This is a genomic window from Alcaligenes sp. Me129 (assembly GCF_050487245.1).
GTDB lineage: Bacteria > Pseudomonadota > Gammaproteobacteria > Burkholderiales > Burkholderiaceae_B > Alcaligenes > Alcaligenes phenolicus.
The window spans coordinates 89194-105401 of sequence record NZ_JBKQGX010000001.1 but is presented as its reverse complement, the minus strand read 5'-3'; the positions used below and the strand labels follow the sequence as shown (position 1 = coordinate 105401).

Below are 16208 nucleotides of genomic sequence, written 5' to 3'. Positions count from 1 at the left end.
CGTCACATGGCGTGCAGACCCAAAAATGGCTCTCTTGCCCTGCTCCAAAAGGAGTAGCCCAGAGAGCCATTTTTTTTAGATACCTTGCCAAGCCTTCGCGCCACTACGATCTGCAAAACAGCGTAGCCAAATGCAAATCGCCTGACCACACAAGCATCACACACTACCCAAGAGCCTGTACGGCCTGGAAGGCCTTGAACGCACCGTTACGCTCTTTCAGTGAACTCCAGCGAAGAGGAGAAGCTGCTGGCCCTATTTGCGCACCTGAGGTCGCATACCGACCTTGACGGGAACGTCCAGCTCCTTGCCATCGCGCAATACGCTTAATGTCACGGTCTGCCCGGGTTGCACTGGGCCAATCTGATTGAGCAGGCCAATTGAATCGGCCACTTGTTGACCATTCAAGCGCAACACAATATCGCCCACCTGCAAATGCGCCTCGGCAGCCGGGCCGTGACGTTGCACACTGGCAATAATCACACCTGCACCACTCTTTAGTTTGAAAGACTTGATCAGGTCCGGGGTAATGTCCTGTGGCTCCAGGCCCAGCCAGCCGCGTGTCACTTCACCATTACGGATAATTTCGTTCATGATGGCCAGCGCAGTCGAGGACGGAATGGCAAAACCGATACCCAGCGAACCCCCTGTTTCGGAATAAATAGCGGTATTGATTCCCACCAAACGGCCAACCGCATCCACCAGAGCCCCACCCGAGTTGCCGGGATTAATGGCGGCATCGGTCTGAATGAAGTTTTCGTAAATATTGATGCCCAGGCGATTGCGTCCCAAGCCGGAGACAATGCCCATCGTCGTGGTCTGACCCACTCCGAAAGGATTGCCAATGGCCAGCACCACATCGCCCACCTGCAATTGATCCTGTTCCTGGGTCTGAATCACAGCCAGCTTGGGCAGATCCACTTTCAGCACGGCCAGATCGCTTTCAGGGTCCGAGCCAATCAGACGCGCCTTGGCCTGACGTCCATCCGATAATGCCACCTCGATGGCATCGGCCGCTTCAATCACGTGGTAATTGGTCAGGATATAACCCTGCTCGTGTACGATCACGCCCGAACCCAGGTTGATTGTGGAGCGGCGACCCATCAAGTCGGGCAGTTCGCGAAACAGGCGCTGCAGATCAGGATCTTCCAGCAAGGGGGAATTGCCTTCCAAATGCTTGCTGGTGTACACATTAACGACCGCCGGCGCGGCGCTAGTGACAGCCGAGGCATAAGACAGCGGGCCATCCTGCTCCATAGCAGGCGCGGGGATCAGGGACGGAACCGGTGCAGGCAAAACCACCGTATTCGTGGAGCGGACGGGAGCCTCGGGCGCGCCCACCCACTGCGGTCGCAGCGTCACTACAATAAAAAAGCCCGCCAGACAAATTGTCACCGCTTGAGCAAACACTAGCCACAATCGACGCATAGCACTCTTTCAGATAAGGATTTCCATGACTCAGGTTTCAACAGCCGAACTGGCCAGCTGGCTCAATAGCACCTTGGATGTCGCCCGTTTCAAGGACTATTGTCCCAATGGGCTTCAGGTCGAAGGCAAGCCCTATATTGGCAAACTCGTCACCGGCGTGACGGCCTCGCTGGCACTGATTGATGCCGCTATTGCCCGCCAGGCGGACGCAATTTTGGTGCACCACGGCTGGTTCTGGAAAAACGAAAACCCGTGCATTGTAGGCGCCCGAAAAACTCGTATCGAACGCGTCCTGACGCATCAGCTTAACCTCTTGGGCTATCACCTGCCCCTGGACGCTCACCCTGTCCTGGGCAATAACGCCCAGTTGGCTCGCCAGTTAGGCATCGAGGTGCTGCGCGACGCAGACGGCGTGGCACAAACCTGTGGTCCGGATGGACTGGTCTGGCTGGGTGAACTGCCAACCCCAGTTTCACTGGAAACATTCAGCCTGACAGTTTGCAATAATTTACAACGGCAGCCACTGGTTGTTGGCGATTTACAACGGAAAATCCGCCGAATAGCCTGGTGCACAGGAGGGGCACAGGGCTTTATTGATAGCGCCATCGCCGCGCAGGCCGATCTTTACATCAGCGGCGAGGCTTCGGAGCAGACATTTCACAGTGCACAGGAAAACAACATTGCCTTCATGGCAGCCGGCCATCATGCAACCGAACGCTATGGGGCCAAGGCTTTGGGCGAAGAAATCGCTCGCCAGTTTGGCATAGAAGTGGAGTTCATCGATCTGGACAACCCGATCTGATTTCATCAAAAACCCGCACATATGACCTTGAACAAGCTTTAAAGCGCCGCAGGCTAGACAAGCCCAGGCCCTGAAAGGCTAAAATCAGGCATCCGGCGCGGGCAAACTTGACCCTGCCGGTGGGTTTACATAAACAAAAAGGTGCCGAAAGGCACCTTAAAGCTTTGATAAGTCTGGGCTTTTATTTTTTCAGCGAATCCCTGATCTCGCGCAGCAAGATGACGTCTTCAGGGGTTGGTTCGGGTACGGCCTCAGCAGCTTCAGCCTTGGCCACGGTGGCACGCATACGGTTAATCATCTTGACCATGCAAAACACCACGAAGGCCAGCAAGATGAAGTTGATGAAAATGGTCAGGAAGTTACCCCACGACAAAACAACAGCACCGGCCGCATTCAGAGCTTCCAGGGTTTCTGGGCCGGTAAAGCCCTCTGGTGTACGCAAGACCGTGAACTGGTTGGTAAAATCCACTTCGCCGCCAAGGATGAAACTGATGACGGGCATGACGATGTCTTTTACCAGCGAGTCGATAATCTTGCCAAAAGCAGCGCCAATAATGACACCGACCGCAAGGTCCATCATGTTGCCCTTAACTGCGAACTCCCGGAATTCGTTCAGGAAACCTCGAGCCTTGTTCATATGTTCACCTTTGATCAAGTTATGCTGCGCTGGGTAACGCGTATAATGTGCGGTTGAATAATATACCCAGGCCCAAATCCGTAAATTGTGGTATTGCCCGAGTCGGGCAGGAATAAGGATACTAGAATGAGTCAGAATACGACACAGCCCGATGCCATAGGCGCGGTTGATTTCAATCTTCCGCCCGATCCTTCGCGCCGCACCTGGGTCGCCACCGCCTGTGCATTAGGTGGTGTCGCTGGTGTGGCGACAGCTGTTCCCTTTGTCAGCTCCTTTGCTCCTTCCGAGAAAGCGAAAGCGGCCGGCGCTCCCGTAGAGGTCGATATTTCCGGTATCGCCCCCGGTCAGATGCGCACCGTGGAATGGCGCGGGAAACCCGTCTGGATTCTGCACCGCACCAAAGAGCAGCTGGACGCACTGCCCAAGCTGGACAGCCAGCTGGCCGACCCTGACTCGGATCGCCCCGGTTACACCCCTGCGTACGCCAAGAACGAATACCGTTCGCGTCGCCCTGAAATCTTTATCTGTATCGGTATCTGCACCCACCTGGGTTGCTCCCCTACCCCGCATCTGGCTGCTGGCGCTGGCGCTGGTCTGCCCGGTGGTTGGGAAGGCGGCTTTCTGTGCCCCTGCCACGGCTCCACGTTCGACCTGGCCGGCCGCGTCTACAGCAACAAGCCTGCTCCAGACAATCTGGAAATCCCGCCCTACGAGTTCTCGGCTGACGGCACGATGGTTACCATCGGCGTAGACGAAAACAACAAGGCCTAAGGCGGCTGTAACCCAATACGTACTATTTAAAAAGATAAAGGAGCCGTTTCATGGCTGGCGAGAAAACCGTCGAAACGACAGGACTCTTGGGATGGATTGACAGGCGTTTCCCCCTGACATCCATGTACAAAGAGCACATGTCAGAATATTACGCGCCGAAGAACTTCAACTTCTGGTACTTCTTTGGCTCTCTGGCACTGCTGGTGCTGGTTATCCAGATCGTGACTGGTATTTTCCTGGTCATGAACTACAAGCCTGATGCCAAGCTGGCCTTTGAGTCGGTTGAATACATCATGCGTGAAGTGCCCGGTGGCTGGATCATTCGCTACATGCACTCCACAGGCGCTTCCATGTTCTTCGTGGTGGTGTACCTGCACATGCTGCGCGGCTTGTTCTACGGTTCTTACCGCAAGCCACGTGAACTGGTCTGGATCTTTGGCGTTGCCATTTTCCTCTGTCTGATGGCTGAAGCCTTCATGGGCTACCTGCTGCCATGGGGCCAGATGTCCTACTGGGGCGCCCAGGTGATTGTGAACCTGTTCTCGGCCATTCCTTTCATTGGTCCTGACCTGGCTATTTTCATCCGTGGTGACTACGTGGTGTCCGACGCCACCCTGAACCGCTTCTTTGCTCTGCACGTGATTGCGGTGCCTCTGGTCCTGCTGGGTCTGGTTGTGGCTCACCTGATCGCTCTGCACGAAGTGGGTTCCAACAACCCCGACGGCGTGGAAATCAAGAAAGGCCCCAAAGACGCTCAAGGTCGTCCTTTGGATGGCATCCCCTTCCACCCTTACTACACCGTGCACGACATCCTGGGTGTGGCGGGCTTCCTGATTGTGTTTGCCGCTATTGTGTTCTTTGCCCCTGAAATGGGCGGCTACTTCCTGGAGTTCAACAACTTCAGCCCTGCCGATGCACTGAAGACTCCTCCGCACATTGCTCCTGTCTGGTACTTCACGCCGTTCTACTCCATGCTGCGTGCCACGACTGCCGACTTTACCTGGGTTCTGGCCGGTGCTTCCGTGCTGGGTGCTCTGGTGCTGTTCGTCAAAGGCAAGCTGCCCGGTATCTGGCGCCTGGTCGTACCCGCTGTCCTGATCGCTGTTGCTGTGCTGCTGCGTGTTATCGACGCCAAGTTCTGGGGCGTGGTGGCCATGGGTGGTACGGTCGTGATCCTGTTCTTCCTGCCTTGGCTGGATAAATCGCCTGTGAAGTCGATTCGCTACCGTCCTACCTGGCACAAAGTGCTGTACGCGATTTTCATCATCAACTTCCTGATCTTGGGTTACCTGGGCACACAGGCTCCGAACGACTTGTTCAACCTGCTGAGCCAGATCGGTACGGTGATCTACCTGGCCTTCTTCCTGCTGATGCCGGTATGGAGCCGCATGGGTACGTTCAAACCCGAACCTGATCGCGTGACTTTCCGCCCTCACTAGGCCCCCAACACGAAACGGAATGACCATGATTAAGAAACTGCTTGGCGCTCTGGCCTTGTCCCTTACCTGCACGGTGGCTGGTGCCGCCGAAGGTGGCTATGCCCTGGAGCGCGCGCCCGACCGCATGAATGACATGGCGGCGTTGCAAAATGGCGCAAAACTGTTTGTGAACTACTGTCTGAACTGTCATAGCGCCAACTCCATGCGCTACAACAAGCTGACAGACATCGGCCTGACCGAAGAGGACATCAAGAAAAACTTGCTGTTCTCCTCGGACAAGGTGGGTGATCTGATGAAGATCGCCATGACTCCTGAAATGGGCAAGAAGTGGTTTGGTGCTGCTCCTCCGGACCTGTCCGTGATTGCGCGTGCCAAGTCCACCAACTTGGGCCCCAGCGGCGCAGACTACATCTACACCTACTTGCGCACTTTCTACCGTGACGCATCCCGCCCAACCGGCTGGGATAACCTGGTTTTCCCAAGCGTGGGTATGCCTCACGCCATGTGGGAGCGCCAAGGTGGCGTCACCTTGCACCGCACGACCGTGGCCCAGGAAACCAAGGACGATGGCAGCAAGGAATGGGTCAAGACCACAGCCACCTACGATCCAGCCGGCTTCTCCGACGTCAAGAAAGAAGTTTTGGCCGATTACACCGGCCACGCTACTGACAGCGTCAAGCTTGAGCCTGTTAACGCCAAGGCTGCTGCCAAATACGACAGCGACGTGGCCGACCTGGCCAACTTCATGGACTGGATGGCCGAGCCTGTGCAGCTGGAGCGCAAGAAAATTGGCGTGGGCGTGATCCTGTTCCTGCTCTTGTTCTTTGCCGTTGCATGGCGCCTGAACAGCGTTTTCTGGAAAGACATCAAGTAAAACGCTATGCTAGACGGGCAGGCCTAACTAGCCTGCCCGGCTTTTTATTGTTAAAACCCCTTGCAGGGTTTTAAATTCTGAGCCGTGAGGCTCTTGTTTTTATTTCTACGACTGGAATCTCCTACCATGATGGTGCTCTACTCTGGAACAACTTGCCCATTCTCACAGCGCTGCCGTTTCGTGTTGTTTGAAAAAGGCATGGATTTCGAGATCCGCGACATCGACTTGTACAACAAGCCTGAAGATATCGCCGTCATGAACCCCTACGGACAGGTGCCAATCCTGGTAGAACGTGACCTGATCTTGTACGAATCGAACATCATCAATGAGTACATTGATGAGCGTTTCCCGCATCCTCAGCTGATGCCTGCGGACCCCACCATGCGCGCCCGCACACGCCTGTTCCTGTACAACTTCGAAAAGGAACTGTTTGTACACGTGGCCGCCCTGGAAGACCGCCGCAACGCGGATGCCAAGGCACAAGAACTGGCCCGTCAGCAAATCCGCAACCACTTGTCGCAGCTGGCTCCCATCTTGCTCAAGAACAAGTACATGCTGGGTGAAGAATTCTCCATGCTGGACGTGGCGATCGCTCCCCTGCTCTGGCGCCTGGACCACTACGGTATCGAACTGCCCAAGAGCGCTGCTCCTGTGCAAAAGTACGCCGAGCGCGTGTTCTCGCGTCCTGCTTACATTGAAGCACTGACTCCTTCCGAAAAAGTCATGCGTCGCTAATCCACTATGCAAGAAACCTCGACCAAGCCTTACCTGCTGCGCGCTCTACATGAATGGTGTTCCGACCACGGATACACCCCACACATCGTGGTCACGGTAGACGCCAACACGGTTGTTCCACGCGGCCATATTCAGGATGGACAAATCACCCTGAATATCGGACATCTGGCCACCAATGGCCTGATCTTGGGCAACGACTACATTGAATTCCAGGCCCGCTTTGGCGGCGTCACGGAAGACATTTTCGTACCCGTGGCAGCTGTATCAGCCATCTACGCACGCGAAACAGGCGCTGGTATGGGTTTTGAAGTGGTGGAGTCCGAGCCTTACGCAGAAGGTGACACACCGGACGCCGCTCCTGAAGCTGCACCGGAAGCTCCCGCTGCCAAGAAAGACGCTGACAAGGTCTCGCACCTGAAGATCGTCAAATAAGGCACGTTCGACGCAGACAAAAATAGAGCCCCGCATTGAACTGACCCCAAGAAGTTGGACGGTTAACTGCTAGGTAGCCAAGGCCTGAGTCCGGTACTGCACCGGACTCAGGCCTTTTAGTTTGAGCTTGATACGCTCATGGTTGTAGTAGTGAATGTATTGCCGTATTCCGGTTTGTAGCTGCTCAAGGCTCTCGAATCGCTTCAGATGGAAGAACTCCGCTTTGAGAGTGCCAAAGAAGCTCTCCATGGCGGCATTCACCCACGCTTTGGCTTTAGCTTGGCTTGGCTTGGCTTGGCTTGGCTTGGCTTGGCTTGGCTTGGCAGATCAGTATCAGCTACTTAAACCACCTCAGGGAATACTCAGCCACCTAACGCCACTGAAAATATCTCCCCAAGCCCCCAGCCTACCATCTACCCTTGTACTGCCTCCGCTTGATTACGGCGACGCCCAGCCGCCACACGCCACTCCAGCAGGCTCTTGAGCATCACGGATACAATCGCGAACACCGCCAGCAGCGCAGCCGCTGTGAAGGCCGCTGCTGCCTTGTTATCGTTGTTCAGCTGATCCACCAGCAAGGACAAGGTCAAAGTCTGATTCATGATGGTGCCCGACACCACGGACACGGCCCCAAACTCCCCAATCGCACGGGCATTGGTCAACACCACGCCATAGAGCAAGGCCCATTTGATATCCGGCAGCGTCACATGCCAGAAGATCTGCCAGCCGTTTGCACCCAGACTTAAAGCCGCCGCCTGTGCATCCGAGCCCTGAGCCTGCATGATGGGAATCAGGATACGAGCCACATAAGGCGTCGTCACAAAGATAGTGACCATCAAGATACCCGGCCAGGCGAACATCAACTGAATATCACGCGCGCTTAGCCATTGCCCCAGGGACGACTCCACACCGTAGACCACCAGGTAACACAGGCCCGCCACCACCGGAGAGACCGCGTAAGGCAAATCCACCAAGGTACTTAGCAGACGACGACCACGGAACTGGTAATGCGTCAGACACCAGGCCAGCAAGATGCCAAAGACCATATTCAGGGGCACCGTCAGCACCGCCACAAACAGAGTCAACCCGATGGCATGCAGCATATAGTCCTCTTGCAGATTGCTCCACAAGGCAGGCAAACCATCGCCCAAGGCTTTGGAGAAAATCAGTACCAAGGGGACTACCAGCAGCCCCAGCACCAACACAATGCCCAAGGCCAAAATCAGGCGGTCTGCGGTGCTTTTAGGTGTTTTTCTCATGGTGCCCTCCGCTGCCAGCCTAATAGACGATTCTGCACCATCTGCAAGGTGAACAAGAGCAGCAAGGATGCGATCAAGATCACCGAGGCAATCGCGGCAGCGGCCGGGTAATTGAACTCTTGCAGCCGCACAAAAATCATCAGGGACGACACTTCAGTTTTGAAGGGAATATTGCCCGCAATCATGATGACTGCGCCAAACTCACCCAGGCTACGAATAAAAGCTTGAGACGCTCCAGTCACCAGAGCAGGAATCAGCGGTGGGAACACCACCTTGCTAAAGGTCTGCCAGCCACTGGCACCCAAGGTGTGGGCAACCTCTTCATACTCGGCACCCAGCTCTTCAATCACGGGCTGCACGATACGTACCACAAAGGGCAAACTGGTGAACGTCATGGCCAACACAATACCGGGGTATTGATAAGCAACCTTCCAACCCTCCGGCAGAAACTGGCCAAACCAGCCACCAGGCACAAATAGCGTCGCCAAGGTCAAACCTGCTACCGACGTTGGCAAGGCAAACGGCAGGTCCACCAAAGCATCAATCAGACGGCGCCCCGGAAACTCAAAGCGCGTGATAATCCAGGCAATGATGAAGCCCACCACACTGGCAATCACAGTGGAGTAAAAAGCGGCACTGATCGTGACCTGATAACTGCTGACAACGCGTTTATCAGTCACCGCACGCCAGTAATCGGCCAGACTCATGTCACTGACGTACATGAACAAGGCCGACAAAGGCAGCAGCACAATAATGGACAGGTATAGGACGCTAAAGCCAAAGCTCAGTCCAAAACCCGGCATGACGGGGCGGCGCAGAAAGAAGATGGGCTTTAGCGCAGCCTGCGCCCCGCCCACAAGAGTACGACTCATGAATTACTTGGCCAGCAACTGGTCCAACACCCCGTTAGCAGCAAAGTGGCGGCTCTGGATTTCAGTCCAGGAACCCAGAACATCAGTAGGATTGATCAGCTTGACTGGCGCGTACTTGGACTCGAACTCCTTGGCCACGGCAGGATCCGTCACACGGTAGTTGAAACCAGCCAGCAGGCGCTGAATCTCGGGGGTGTACTGGAACTTCAAGTATTCGGTTGCTTCCTTGCGAGTGCCTTTCTGGTCGACCACTCGGTCCACCACGGCTACCGGGAACTCGGCCAATACGCTGACAGGGGGCACCACCACTTCCAGCTCGCTGCCCTTGAACTCGTCGCTGGCAGCAATATTGATCACTTCGGATTCAAAGGTCAGCAAAACGTCGCCCTGACCATTCTGGGCAAACGCCACGGTCGCACCACGACCACCTGTGGGGAAGCTTTCTACATTCCCCAGCACCTTGCCGACAAACTCCTTGATCTTGGCTTCGTCACCGCCGAAAGCCTCATTGGCGTACAACCAGGACGCCAAATAGGTGTAGCGGGCATTACCCGAGGTCTTGGGGTTCGGGAACACCAGCTTCACATCGTCACGCACAAGATCGTCCCAGGACTTGATGTTCTTGGGATTGCCCTTGCGCACCAGAAAAGCGATGGTGCTGTAGTAAGGCGAGCTGTTGTTCGGGAACTTGCTGGCCCAGTCCTTGGCAACCGCCCCACGCTCGGCCAGGAACTCAATATCGGTAACCTGGTTGAAAGTAACGGTGTCTACTTTCTTGCCCTGGATAATGTCCTGGGCTTGACGGGAGGTACCGGCAAAAGACTGGTCAATTTTGATGTCTTCACCAGTCGTCGCTTTCCAGTGTTCAACAAACTTGGGGTTGATCGCCGCAAAGGTCTCGCGCGCCACGTCAAACGAGGCGTTCAGCAAAGAAACCTGGGCACTGGCCGTGCCACCCAGCAAAGACGCCAACAACAAGGCAGAGCCAACAACAGACTTCAATTTCATGGTGTTCCCCAAAGGTCCCGGACGCGGCCTTCGGAGCCCGTCACTGATGTTCAATCGCGTGCTATCTATATAAGCGCAGCTTGGATAGATCAGATTATGGGTAGGGAAAAAGGCATTTAAAACGACATTTTCATCATGCCCTTATAACCAGAACCTATCTATTGGCTGGGCTGGCGTGGCGTATGCCACAGCAATATTTTTCTGGTGATTGCTTCTTGGCGAAAAACCCGGCTATAATCGTCAATTCGCCGGCTTAGCTCAGTTGGTAGAGCAGCGCACTTGTAATGCGAAGGTCGAGGGTTCAACTCCTTTAGCCGGCACCAAATACACGGCAAAAAAGGCACTACATCATACGATGTAGTGCCTTTTTTTATGCACCACATTGGTGGTTAGCATCAGCCTCTGTCACCCTGCACTTGAGTCAAACCTTTAAAAACCCTACAATAAGCCCATTTTTGCAATTTTTACGCAAAAAAATGACCCTCTCAACAAAAATAGGGCTTCTATATGTTAATTCGCTACGGAACAGAAAATCACCTATCGCTATGTGATTATCAGGAAGTGATTTGCCTAGCGGCTCCAGCTTTGAAAGATGATGCTGTTGAACTGCTTAAGCACACAACCGCAAGAGGGGGGGAACAAGATATTCTACCTGTAATTGCTATGTATGGCGCAAATGCAGCCGGAAAGTCAAATATGATTGATGCCCTTCGATTCCTTTTCTATGCAGCTTCAGACTCTTATCATGCATGGAATCGAAGAAAAAACTTCCCGCATCTTTACTGTGAGGTAGACGGAGAAGGAAAAAAGCGCCCTTCTAGTTACGACTGCGATATCGTAATTAATGGAACACACTATAATTATGGCTTTTCTATCACTAGCATAGGAATAGAGCAAGAATGGCTTTACGCCTATACCGCCGGACCGAAACGAGTATTATTTGAACGTAACTTTTCCAACAAAGAAAACGCGATAATTAACTTAGGTCGCAGTATGGGACATAAGGATACTTCGCTTAGAAAATTAGCTGAAAGCAAGAAATATCTTTTTTTATCTGCAGCGAAATCCATTAAACATGATACCTTAGGCCCAATTGCAGATTTTTTTGAAAATCAATTTGCCCTAATATCAGGAAGCAACAATAGACCTGATGAATTAATAGCAGATGATCTCAGCACACCGGAAGTAAAAAGAAAAGTTGAAACAATTCTTTCAAAAGCAGATTTTGGAATAGAATCAATACAGATCACATCCAAAAAAATAGATGATAAACAAAAAGATTTAGGAAAAAAAATATCTGAATTCCTTAAAGACATAACAGGAACAGATGAAGGCCCAACTTTTCCGGAAGAAACAAGGTCCCTGAACTTTATTCACAAAAGATCAGACGGAACAACATTTAAAGTCCCAAAATCCAGAGAAAGTTCCGGAACTATCCATCTTCTTTCCCTGTTAGCTCCTATAATATCAGCTTTAAAGTACGGAAAATTAGTTGTTCTTGACGAAATAACCACATCACTGCATACTAATTTATCAAGAGAAATAATAAATCTATTTTCGTCAAAAGAGTCGAATCCGAATAACGCACAATTAATCTTCTCTACTCATGACACAAACTTACTTTCTTGCGGTGTTTTGCGCCGAGACTCCATATGGTTCGCAGAAAAAGATCGCGATGGGAAAACATGCGTATATCCTTTAACCGACTTCAAAGTCCGTAAAGGAGAAAACATCGAGAAAGGCTACTTGCAAGGAAGATTTGGAGCAATCCCATTTATCGGCGACATTCGCTATATGTTTTTAGAGGAGAGCTAACGATGGGTAACAAAAGAAGCGGAAAAATAACAAGAAAACCAGCCACCAGAAACCCGTATAAAGTAATTCATATGGTTTTCGAAGGCCGCCTAACAGAGCCTCAATATATTGATTCGTTTATAAGAAGTCGGGAGAAAAAAATTGCCGTTCCAGGAGAATTTATTAGAGGCGCAGGAGAACCAAGAAAAATAATAGAAACATGCATAGAAATAAAAGAAAATATAATAAAGGAATCTCGATCTGCGGTGATTGGCACCACTGACGAAATTTGGGCTGTCTTTGACGTGGATGCACATGAAAATCTAATGGAAGCAATTAGAATGGCTAAAGAACATAGAATTCCATGCGCCATTTCCAATCCCTGCATAGAAGTATGGGGAGCATTGCATGAGGCCACTTTAGACCAACCTCTTTCGAGGCATGAAGCACAAAGATTATTAAAAAATAAAATACCAAAATACAATCACAATAAAAACCCAACTTTTGATTGGAATTGGTGTTTTAACAAAATTGAAGCGGCCGCAAAAAATGCGGTTTTAGGAAGAGAGGCGCGAGCAGCAGAAAACAGCAGATTCCCCAGCGACAGTCCTACAACAAACTTTGATCGCCTACTATCGGAATTTGACAAAAAAATAGAAACCATATCAAATAAAAAAACATGGAGTGAATGGTGACCCCAAAGCCAAAAAAAACACAACCTAAAATAAAAAAACACTCTAATTTAATTATAAATTAAACCTCTGAGATATCAGCCACACAAAGGCCACCAAAAAAGATTTCCATGCACCCCACTTTCACCCCTAAAAATCTAAAAACCAAAACTCCAATAAAAAATAAAAAACCACAGTGAAAAAATAGTCACCGAAACATAAAACCAAAACACCAAAACCGGCTTCTATTGCTAAATAGCTTGAAAGTAAGCTGCAGCTCCTTTGCCCTCCCCTCCGCAGTAGCACCACAAAGGCTCCATCTTGGTGGTGCTACTGCGGAGGGGAGGGCAAAGCGTAGGAGGATAGGTTTCAGGTTACCTTGCTGGCTTCACCGGTGTTACCAGACTCCCTTCCGTGATGAAGCGCTCCACATTCTTCAGCACCAGTTCGCACATGGCTGCCCGGGTTTCACGGGTTGCACTGCCTACATGGGGCAGAACCACGACCCGGTCATTACTCAAGAGCTCAGTTGGAACCTCTGGCTCGTTTTCAAACACGTCCAGCCCGGCACCCGCCAATTGGCCGCTTTCCAAAGCAGCCACCAGCGCTTTTTCATCCACGACCGAACCGCGAGCGACATTGACGAGAAAGCCATTCGGCCCCAAGGCTTGCAAGACGTCGGCAGAGACCAGATGGAAGGTTTCCGGGCTGCCCGGACAAGCCACGATCAGAAAGTCGCACCATTGCGCCAAGGCCAGCAGCGAAGGCTCGTGCTGCCAAGGCAACTCGGGTTTGGCGCTACGTGTGTGATAGCGGATCTCCAGGTCAAAGCCGATCGCGCGACGTGCAATCACCTGTCCGACTCGGCCCATGCCCAACATGCCCAGACGCTTGCCGCTGACCCGCGTGCTTGGCATGGTGGGACCGACACGCGGCCAGTCACCACGCCTAACGTGACGGTCAGAAGCAGAAATGCCCCGCACCGTATCGATTAGCAAGCCCATGGCCAAGTCGGCCACGCAATCGTTGAGAACATCCGGCGTATTGCTCAGCATCACCCCACGCGCACGGACGGCATCCAGGTCGATGGCATCGTAGCCAACGCCCAGGCTACAAATCGCTTTCAGGTTTGGCAAGGCATCAATCAGTGCCTTGTCTGCGCCCTGCGTTCCGGTGGTGATCAGCACCGTGAATTCAGCTCCGTGCTCACGCAAGAACGCCGCTTGATCAGGCGCATCGCTCAGGGTTTCGACCGGGCACAAGGCGGGCAGTTTGCCCGCCAGTGGTGGTGGCAAGGGGCAAGCTTGAAGAATTTTCTGGCTCATGGTCATCATTCGCTCGTAAAAACGTCGAAATCGACTTGTTTCAACAGTGCGTTGCTCTGGCGTATGACATGCCCCGCAGCGGCGGCTTTACGGCGATAGGCCAACCAGCGGGGGTCAGCCTCCAAGGCATTACGACGGGCCTCTCGGTCAGCCATATCTTCGTATGCCCACAGGTGCACCACCTGATTCAACTCGCCCACTTCCGTGGTGTAGTAGCCGTGGCAGGGGCCCAGATGTTCGATCTGTATGGCACGTCCTTCCGTAGCGTACAAGGACAGGAAATCGCGCAGCAGGCCGGTGGGGATGGTGTAGGTTCTTTGGTCGATAATCATATTGCGAATCCGTTTTTATCCAAGGTATTTGGGCAAAAGCAGCGAGATGACCGGGAAGGCCAAAAGCACCGCCAGGCGGAAAACGTCGGCTACCACGAAGGGAATCACACCCCGATACAGCGTGCTCATCTTCACGTCGGGCAGCAGGCTTTTCAGGACCATCACGTTCATGCCCACGGGCGGGGTGATGAAGCTGATTTCCGTAACCACCACCACGATGATGCCGAACCAGATCAGGTCAAAGCCCAGGTGCTGCACCAAGGGGTAGAAAATAGGCACGGTCAGCAAGACCATGGACATACTTTCCAACACACTGCCCAGCACGATGTAAATCGCGCAAATCAGCAGAATCACCACGATCGGGCTCATATCGAACTGTTGCACCCAATCCTGCAAATCGCCAGGCATGGAGGTGAAGTTGATGAAGCTGGAAAACAGCAAGGCTCCGATCAGCACCATGAACAGCATGCCCGTGGTACGCGCCGACTCGACCAGCACGTTGGAAAGCACTTGCCAGGTCAAACGGCCACGCAACAGCGCGAACAGGAAGGCACCACACGCACCAATCCCCGCCGCTTCGGTAGAACTGAAGATCCCGCCGTAAATACCGCCCATGACGATGATGAACAGCACCAGCACGCCCCAGACATCGCGCAACGCAAGCAAACGCTCTTTCCAGCTCATGCGCTCGCCGGGAGGGCCCGCATTGGGGTCACGCCAGATCGTCCAGCGCACCGCCAGAAGATAGAAAATAATGGCCAGCAGGCCCGGCAAAATACCGGCAGCAAACATCTTGCCTATGCTCTGCTCGGTCAAGATGGCATAGACCACCATGACAATAGAGGGCGGAATCAGAATGCCCAGCGTGCCACCGGCAGCGATGGAACCGGAAGCCAGCGCACGGCTATAGCCCAGTCTGCGCATTTCCGGATAAGCCACCTTGGACATGGTGGCCGCTGTTGCCAGGCTGGAGCCACACACCGCACCAAAGCCACCACAGGCCACCACCGTAGACATGGCCAAACCGCCTTTACGATGGCCCAGGAAGGCATACGCCGCGGCATACAGTTCTTTGGACAACTTGGCTTGAGTAATGAAATTACCCATCAAGATGAACAACGGCAACACGGACAGCAAATACTGAAATCCGCTTTCACGCACGACTGCGCCGGTCATGGCATAGGCAGAAGGCCAATTGCGCATGATGCCAACGCCAATAAAGCCCACCAGGGCCATGGAAAACGCCACCGGCACCCGCAGGAAGATCAAGAGGAGCATGGCTGCAAAGCCAATCAGTGCTTCAGTCATTCTGTGCCTCTTCTTCCAGATGGGCGGTGTCTGCGTTCAGATCCCGGCGAAGCTGAGCCAGCTCCACGATGGTGTTGACGAACAGCATGATGCTCATGAAATAAACAACCGGAGCCAATGGCAGCCCCAGCAAAGTGGTCTGATCCAGGTATTCGGCCGCCGACTCGGCTTGTGTCCAGCTGACCATGGCCAGCAAGGCACTGATTCCAGCAGCCAGCAGGTGGCTGGTGACATGGACGACACGGACACCCTTCTCCCCACCCGGAATAGGCACTAAATCAACAACAACGTGTTCGCGCTCCATGGTGGCAAACACGATGCCGCAGAAAATGACACCTACCATCAATATTTCGGTCAGCTCTACCGCCCCCATGACCGATACGTTGAAAATGTAGCGCCCTAATACATCAGCCAGAGTCAGCAAGGCCAGCGAGACCATGCATAACTCGGTCAAACGTCGAAGACCCGCTCTTAATAAAGAGAGAATGGAGTTCATGCTTTGTAGCTCCGGGGCTGCTGGCGCA

17 protein-coding genes, 1 tRNA gene and 1 pseudogene are annotated in these 16208 nt (G+C 53.0%); 9 read left to right on the top strand and 10 right to left on the bottom strand.

Features of this window, described 5'->3' with window-relative positions; all coding sequences use genetic code 11:
• Nucleotides 1-252 precede the first annotated feature (252 nt).
• A complete protein-coding gene (locus tag ACLPGZ_RS00500) occupies nt 253-1425 on the bottom strand; it encodes a S1C family serine protease (protein ID WP_226348227.1) in 1173 nt (390 codons plus the stop codon).
• A 25-nt stretch (nt 1426-1450) separates the two neighbouring features.
• On the opposite strand from ACLPGZ_RS00500, the gene ACLPGZ_RS00495 reads away from it, so the two are divergent.
• A complete protein-coding gene (locus ACLPGZ_RS00495; RefSeq protein WP_009455471.1) occupies nt 1451-2227 on the top strand; it encodes a Nif3-like dinuclear metal center hexameric protein in 777 nt (258 codons plus the stop codon).
• 181 nt (nt 2228-2408) lie between these two features.
• Here the strand turns inward: ACLPGZ_RS00495 and mscL are convergent, their stop codons facing one another.
• On the bottom strand, nt 2409-2864 hold the full coding sequence (gene mscL / locus ACLPGZ_RS00490; RefSeq protein WP_009455470.1) for a large conductance mechanosensitive channel protein MscL: 456 nt from the start codon (nt 2862-2864) through the stop codon (nt 2409-2411).
• A gap of 126 nt (nt 2865-2990) precedes the next feature.
• On the opposite strand from mscL, the gene petA reads away from it, so the two are divergent.
• The 5 genes from petA (at nt 2991) to ACLPGZ_RS00465 (ending at nt 7115) form a co-directional block, all read left to right on the top strand.
• On the top strand, nt 2991-3635 hold the full coding sequence (gene petA / locus ACLPGZ_RS00485) for a ubiquinol-cytochrome c reductase iron-sulfur subunit (RefSeq protein WP_035269839.1): 645 nt from the start codon (nt 2991-2993) through the stop codon (nt 3633-3635).
• Nucleotides 3636-3685: 50 nt separating this feature from the next.
• On the top strand, nt 3686-5074 hold the full coding sequence (locus tag ACLPGZ_RS00480) for a cytochrome b (RefSeq protein WP_009455468.1): 1389 nt from the start codon (nt 3686-3688) through the stop codon (nt 5072-5074).
• Nucleotides 5075-5093: 19 nt separating this feature from the next.
• Nucleotides 5094-5948, top strand: a complete 855-nt coding sequence (locus ACLPGZ_RS00475) for a cytochrome c1 (protein ID WP_429640924.1) — start codon at nt 5094-5096, stop codon at nt 5946-5948.
• Between the two features lie 126 nt (nt 5949-6074).
• Nucleotides 6075-6683: a glutathione S-transferase N-terminal domain-containing protein gene (locus ACLPGZ_RS00470; RefSeq protein ID WP_009455466.1), complete on the top strand. Its 609-nt coding sequence runs from the start codon at nt 6075-6077 to the stop codon at nt 6681-6683.
• 6 nt (nt 6684-6689) lie between these two features.
• Nucleotides 6690-7115 carry a ClpXP protease specificity-enhancing factor gene (locus tag ACLPGZ_RS00465; RefSeq protein WP_009455465.1) on the top strand — a complete coding sequence of 142 codons (426 nt, stop codon included), beginning with the start codon at nt 6690-6692 and terminating at the stop codon, nt 7113-7115.
• Nucleotides 7116-7184: 69 nt separating this feature from the next.
• Here the strand turns inward: ACLPGZ_RS00465 and ACLPGZ_RS00460 are convergent.
• From ACLPGZ_RS00460 to cysP, 4 genes and pseudogenes are all read right to left on the bottom strand, one after another.
• Nucleotides 7185-7373, bottom strand: a pseudogene (locus ACLPGZ_RS00460) (IS3 family transposase); the annotation flags it as partial.
• A gap of 155 nt (nt 7374-7528) precedes the next feature.
• Nucleotides 7529-8374, bottom strand: a complete 846-nt coding sequence (gene cysW, locus ACLPGZ_RS00455; protein ID WP_051316283.1) for a sulfate ABC transporter permease subunit CysW — start codon at nt 8372-8374, stop codon at nt 7529-7531.
• A complete protein-coding gene (cysT, locus tag ACLPGZ_RS00450; RefSeq protein WP_429640923.1) occupies nt 8371-9246 on the bottom strand; it encodes a sulfate ABC transporter permease subunit CysT in 876 nt (291 codons plus the stop codon). The genes cysW and cysT overlap by 4 nt, the downstream gene beginning before the upstream one ends.
• 3 nt (nt 9247-9249) lie before the next feature.
• Entirely contained in the window at nt 9250-10254 is a 1005-nt protein-coding gene (gene cysP / locus ACLPGZ_RS00445) for a thiosulfate ABC transporter substrate-binding protein CysP (RefSeq protein WP_429640922.1), read from the bottom strand.
• 247 nt (nt 10255-10501) lie between these two features.
• Here cysP and ACLPGZ_RS00440 point away from each other — a divergent pair.
• From ACLPGZ_RS00440 to ACLPGZ_RS00430, 3 genes are all read left to right on the top strand, one after another.
• Nucleotides 10502-10577 (top strand) — tRNA-Thr (locus ACLPGZ_RS00440).
• Nucleotides 10578-10761: 184 nt separating this feature from the next.
• Nucleotides 10762-12069 (top strand): AAA family ATPase, encoded by a 1308-nt coding sequence (locus ACLPGZ_RS00435; protein WP_429640921.1) that lies wholly within the window; start codon nt 10762-10764, stop codon nt 12067-12069.
• Nucleotides 12070-12071: 2 nt separating this feature from the next.
• Nucleotides 12072-12743: an RloB family protein gene (locus tag ACLPGZ_RS00430; RefSeq protein ID WP_429640920.1), complete on the top strand. Its 672-nt coding sequence runs from the start codon at nt 12072-12074 to the stop codon at nt 12741-12743.
• 350 nt (nt 12744-13093) lie between these two features.
• Here ACLPGZ_RS00430 and ACLPGZ_RS00425 read toward each other — a convergent pair whose 3' ends face one another.
• The 4 genes from ACLPGZ_RS00425 to ACLPGZ_RS00410 are packed head-to-tail and all read right to left on the bottom strand — an operon-like array spanning nt 13094 to nt 16180.
• On the bottom strand, nt 13094-14050 hold the full coding sequence (locus ACLPGZ_RS00425) for a 2-hydroxyacid dehydrogenase (protein WP_429640967.1): 957 nt from the start codon (nt 14048-14050) through the stop codon (nt 13094-13096).
• On the bottom strand, nt 14050-14376 hold the full coding sequence (locus ACLPGZ_RS00420; RefSeq protein ID WP_035269826.1) for an NIPSNAP family protein: 327 nt from the start codon (nt 14374-14376) through the stop codon (nt 14050-14052). The genes ACLPGZ_RS00425 and ACLPGZ_RS00420 overlap by 1 nt, the downstream gene beginning before the upstream one ends.
• A 15-nt stretch (nt 14377-14391) precedes the next feature.
• Nucleotides 14392-15684 carry a TRAP transporter large permease gene (locus tag ACLPGZ_RS00415; protein ID WP_035269825.1) on the bottom strand — a complete coding sequence of 431 codons (1293 nt, stop codon included), beginning with the start codon at nt 15682-15684 and terminating at the stop codon, nt 14392-14394.
• Nucleotides 15677-16180, bottom strand: a complete 504-nt coding sequence (locus ACLPGZ_RS00410; RefSeq protein WP_235332453.1) for a TRAP transporter small permease — start codon at nt 16178-16180, stop codon at nt 15677-15679. The genes ACLPGZ_RS00415 and ACLPGZ_RS00410 overlap by 8 nt, the downstream gene beginning before the upstream one ends.
• Between the last annotated feature and the right edge of the window lie 28 nt (nt 16181-16208).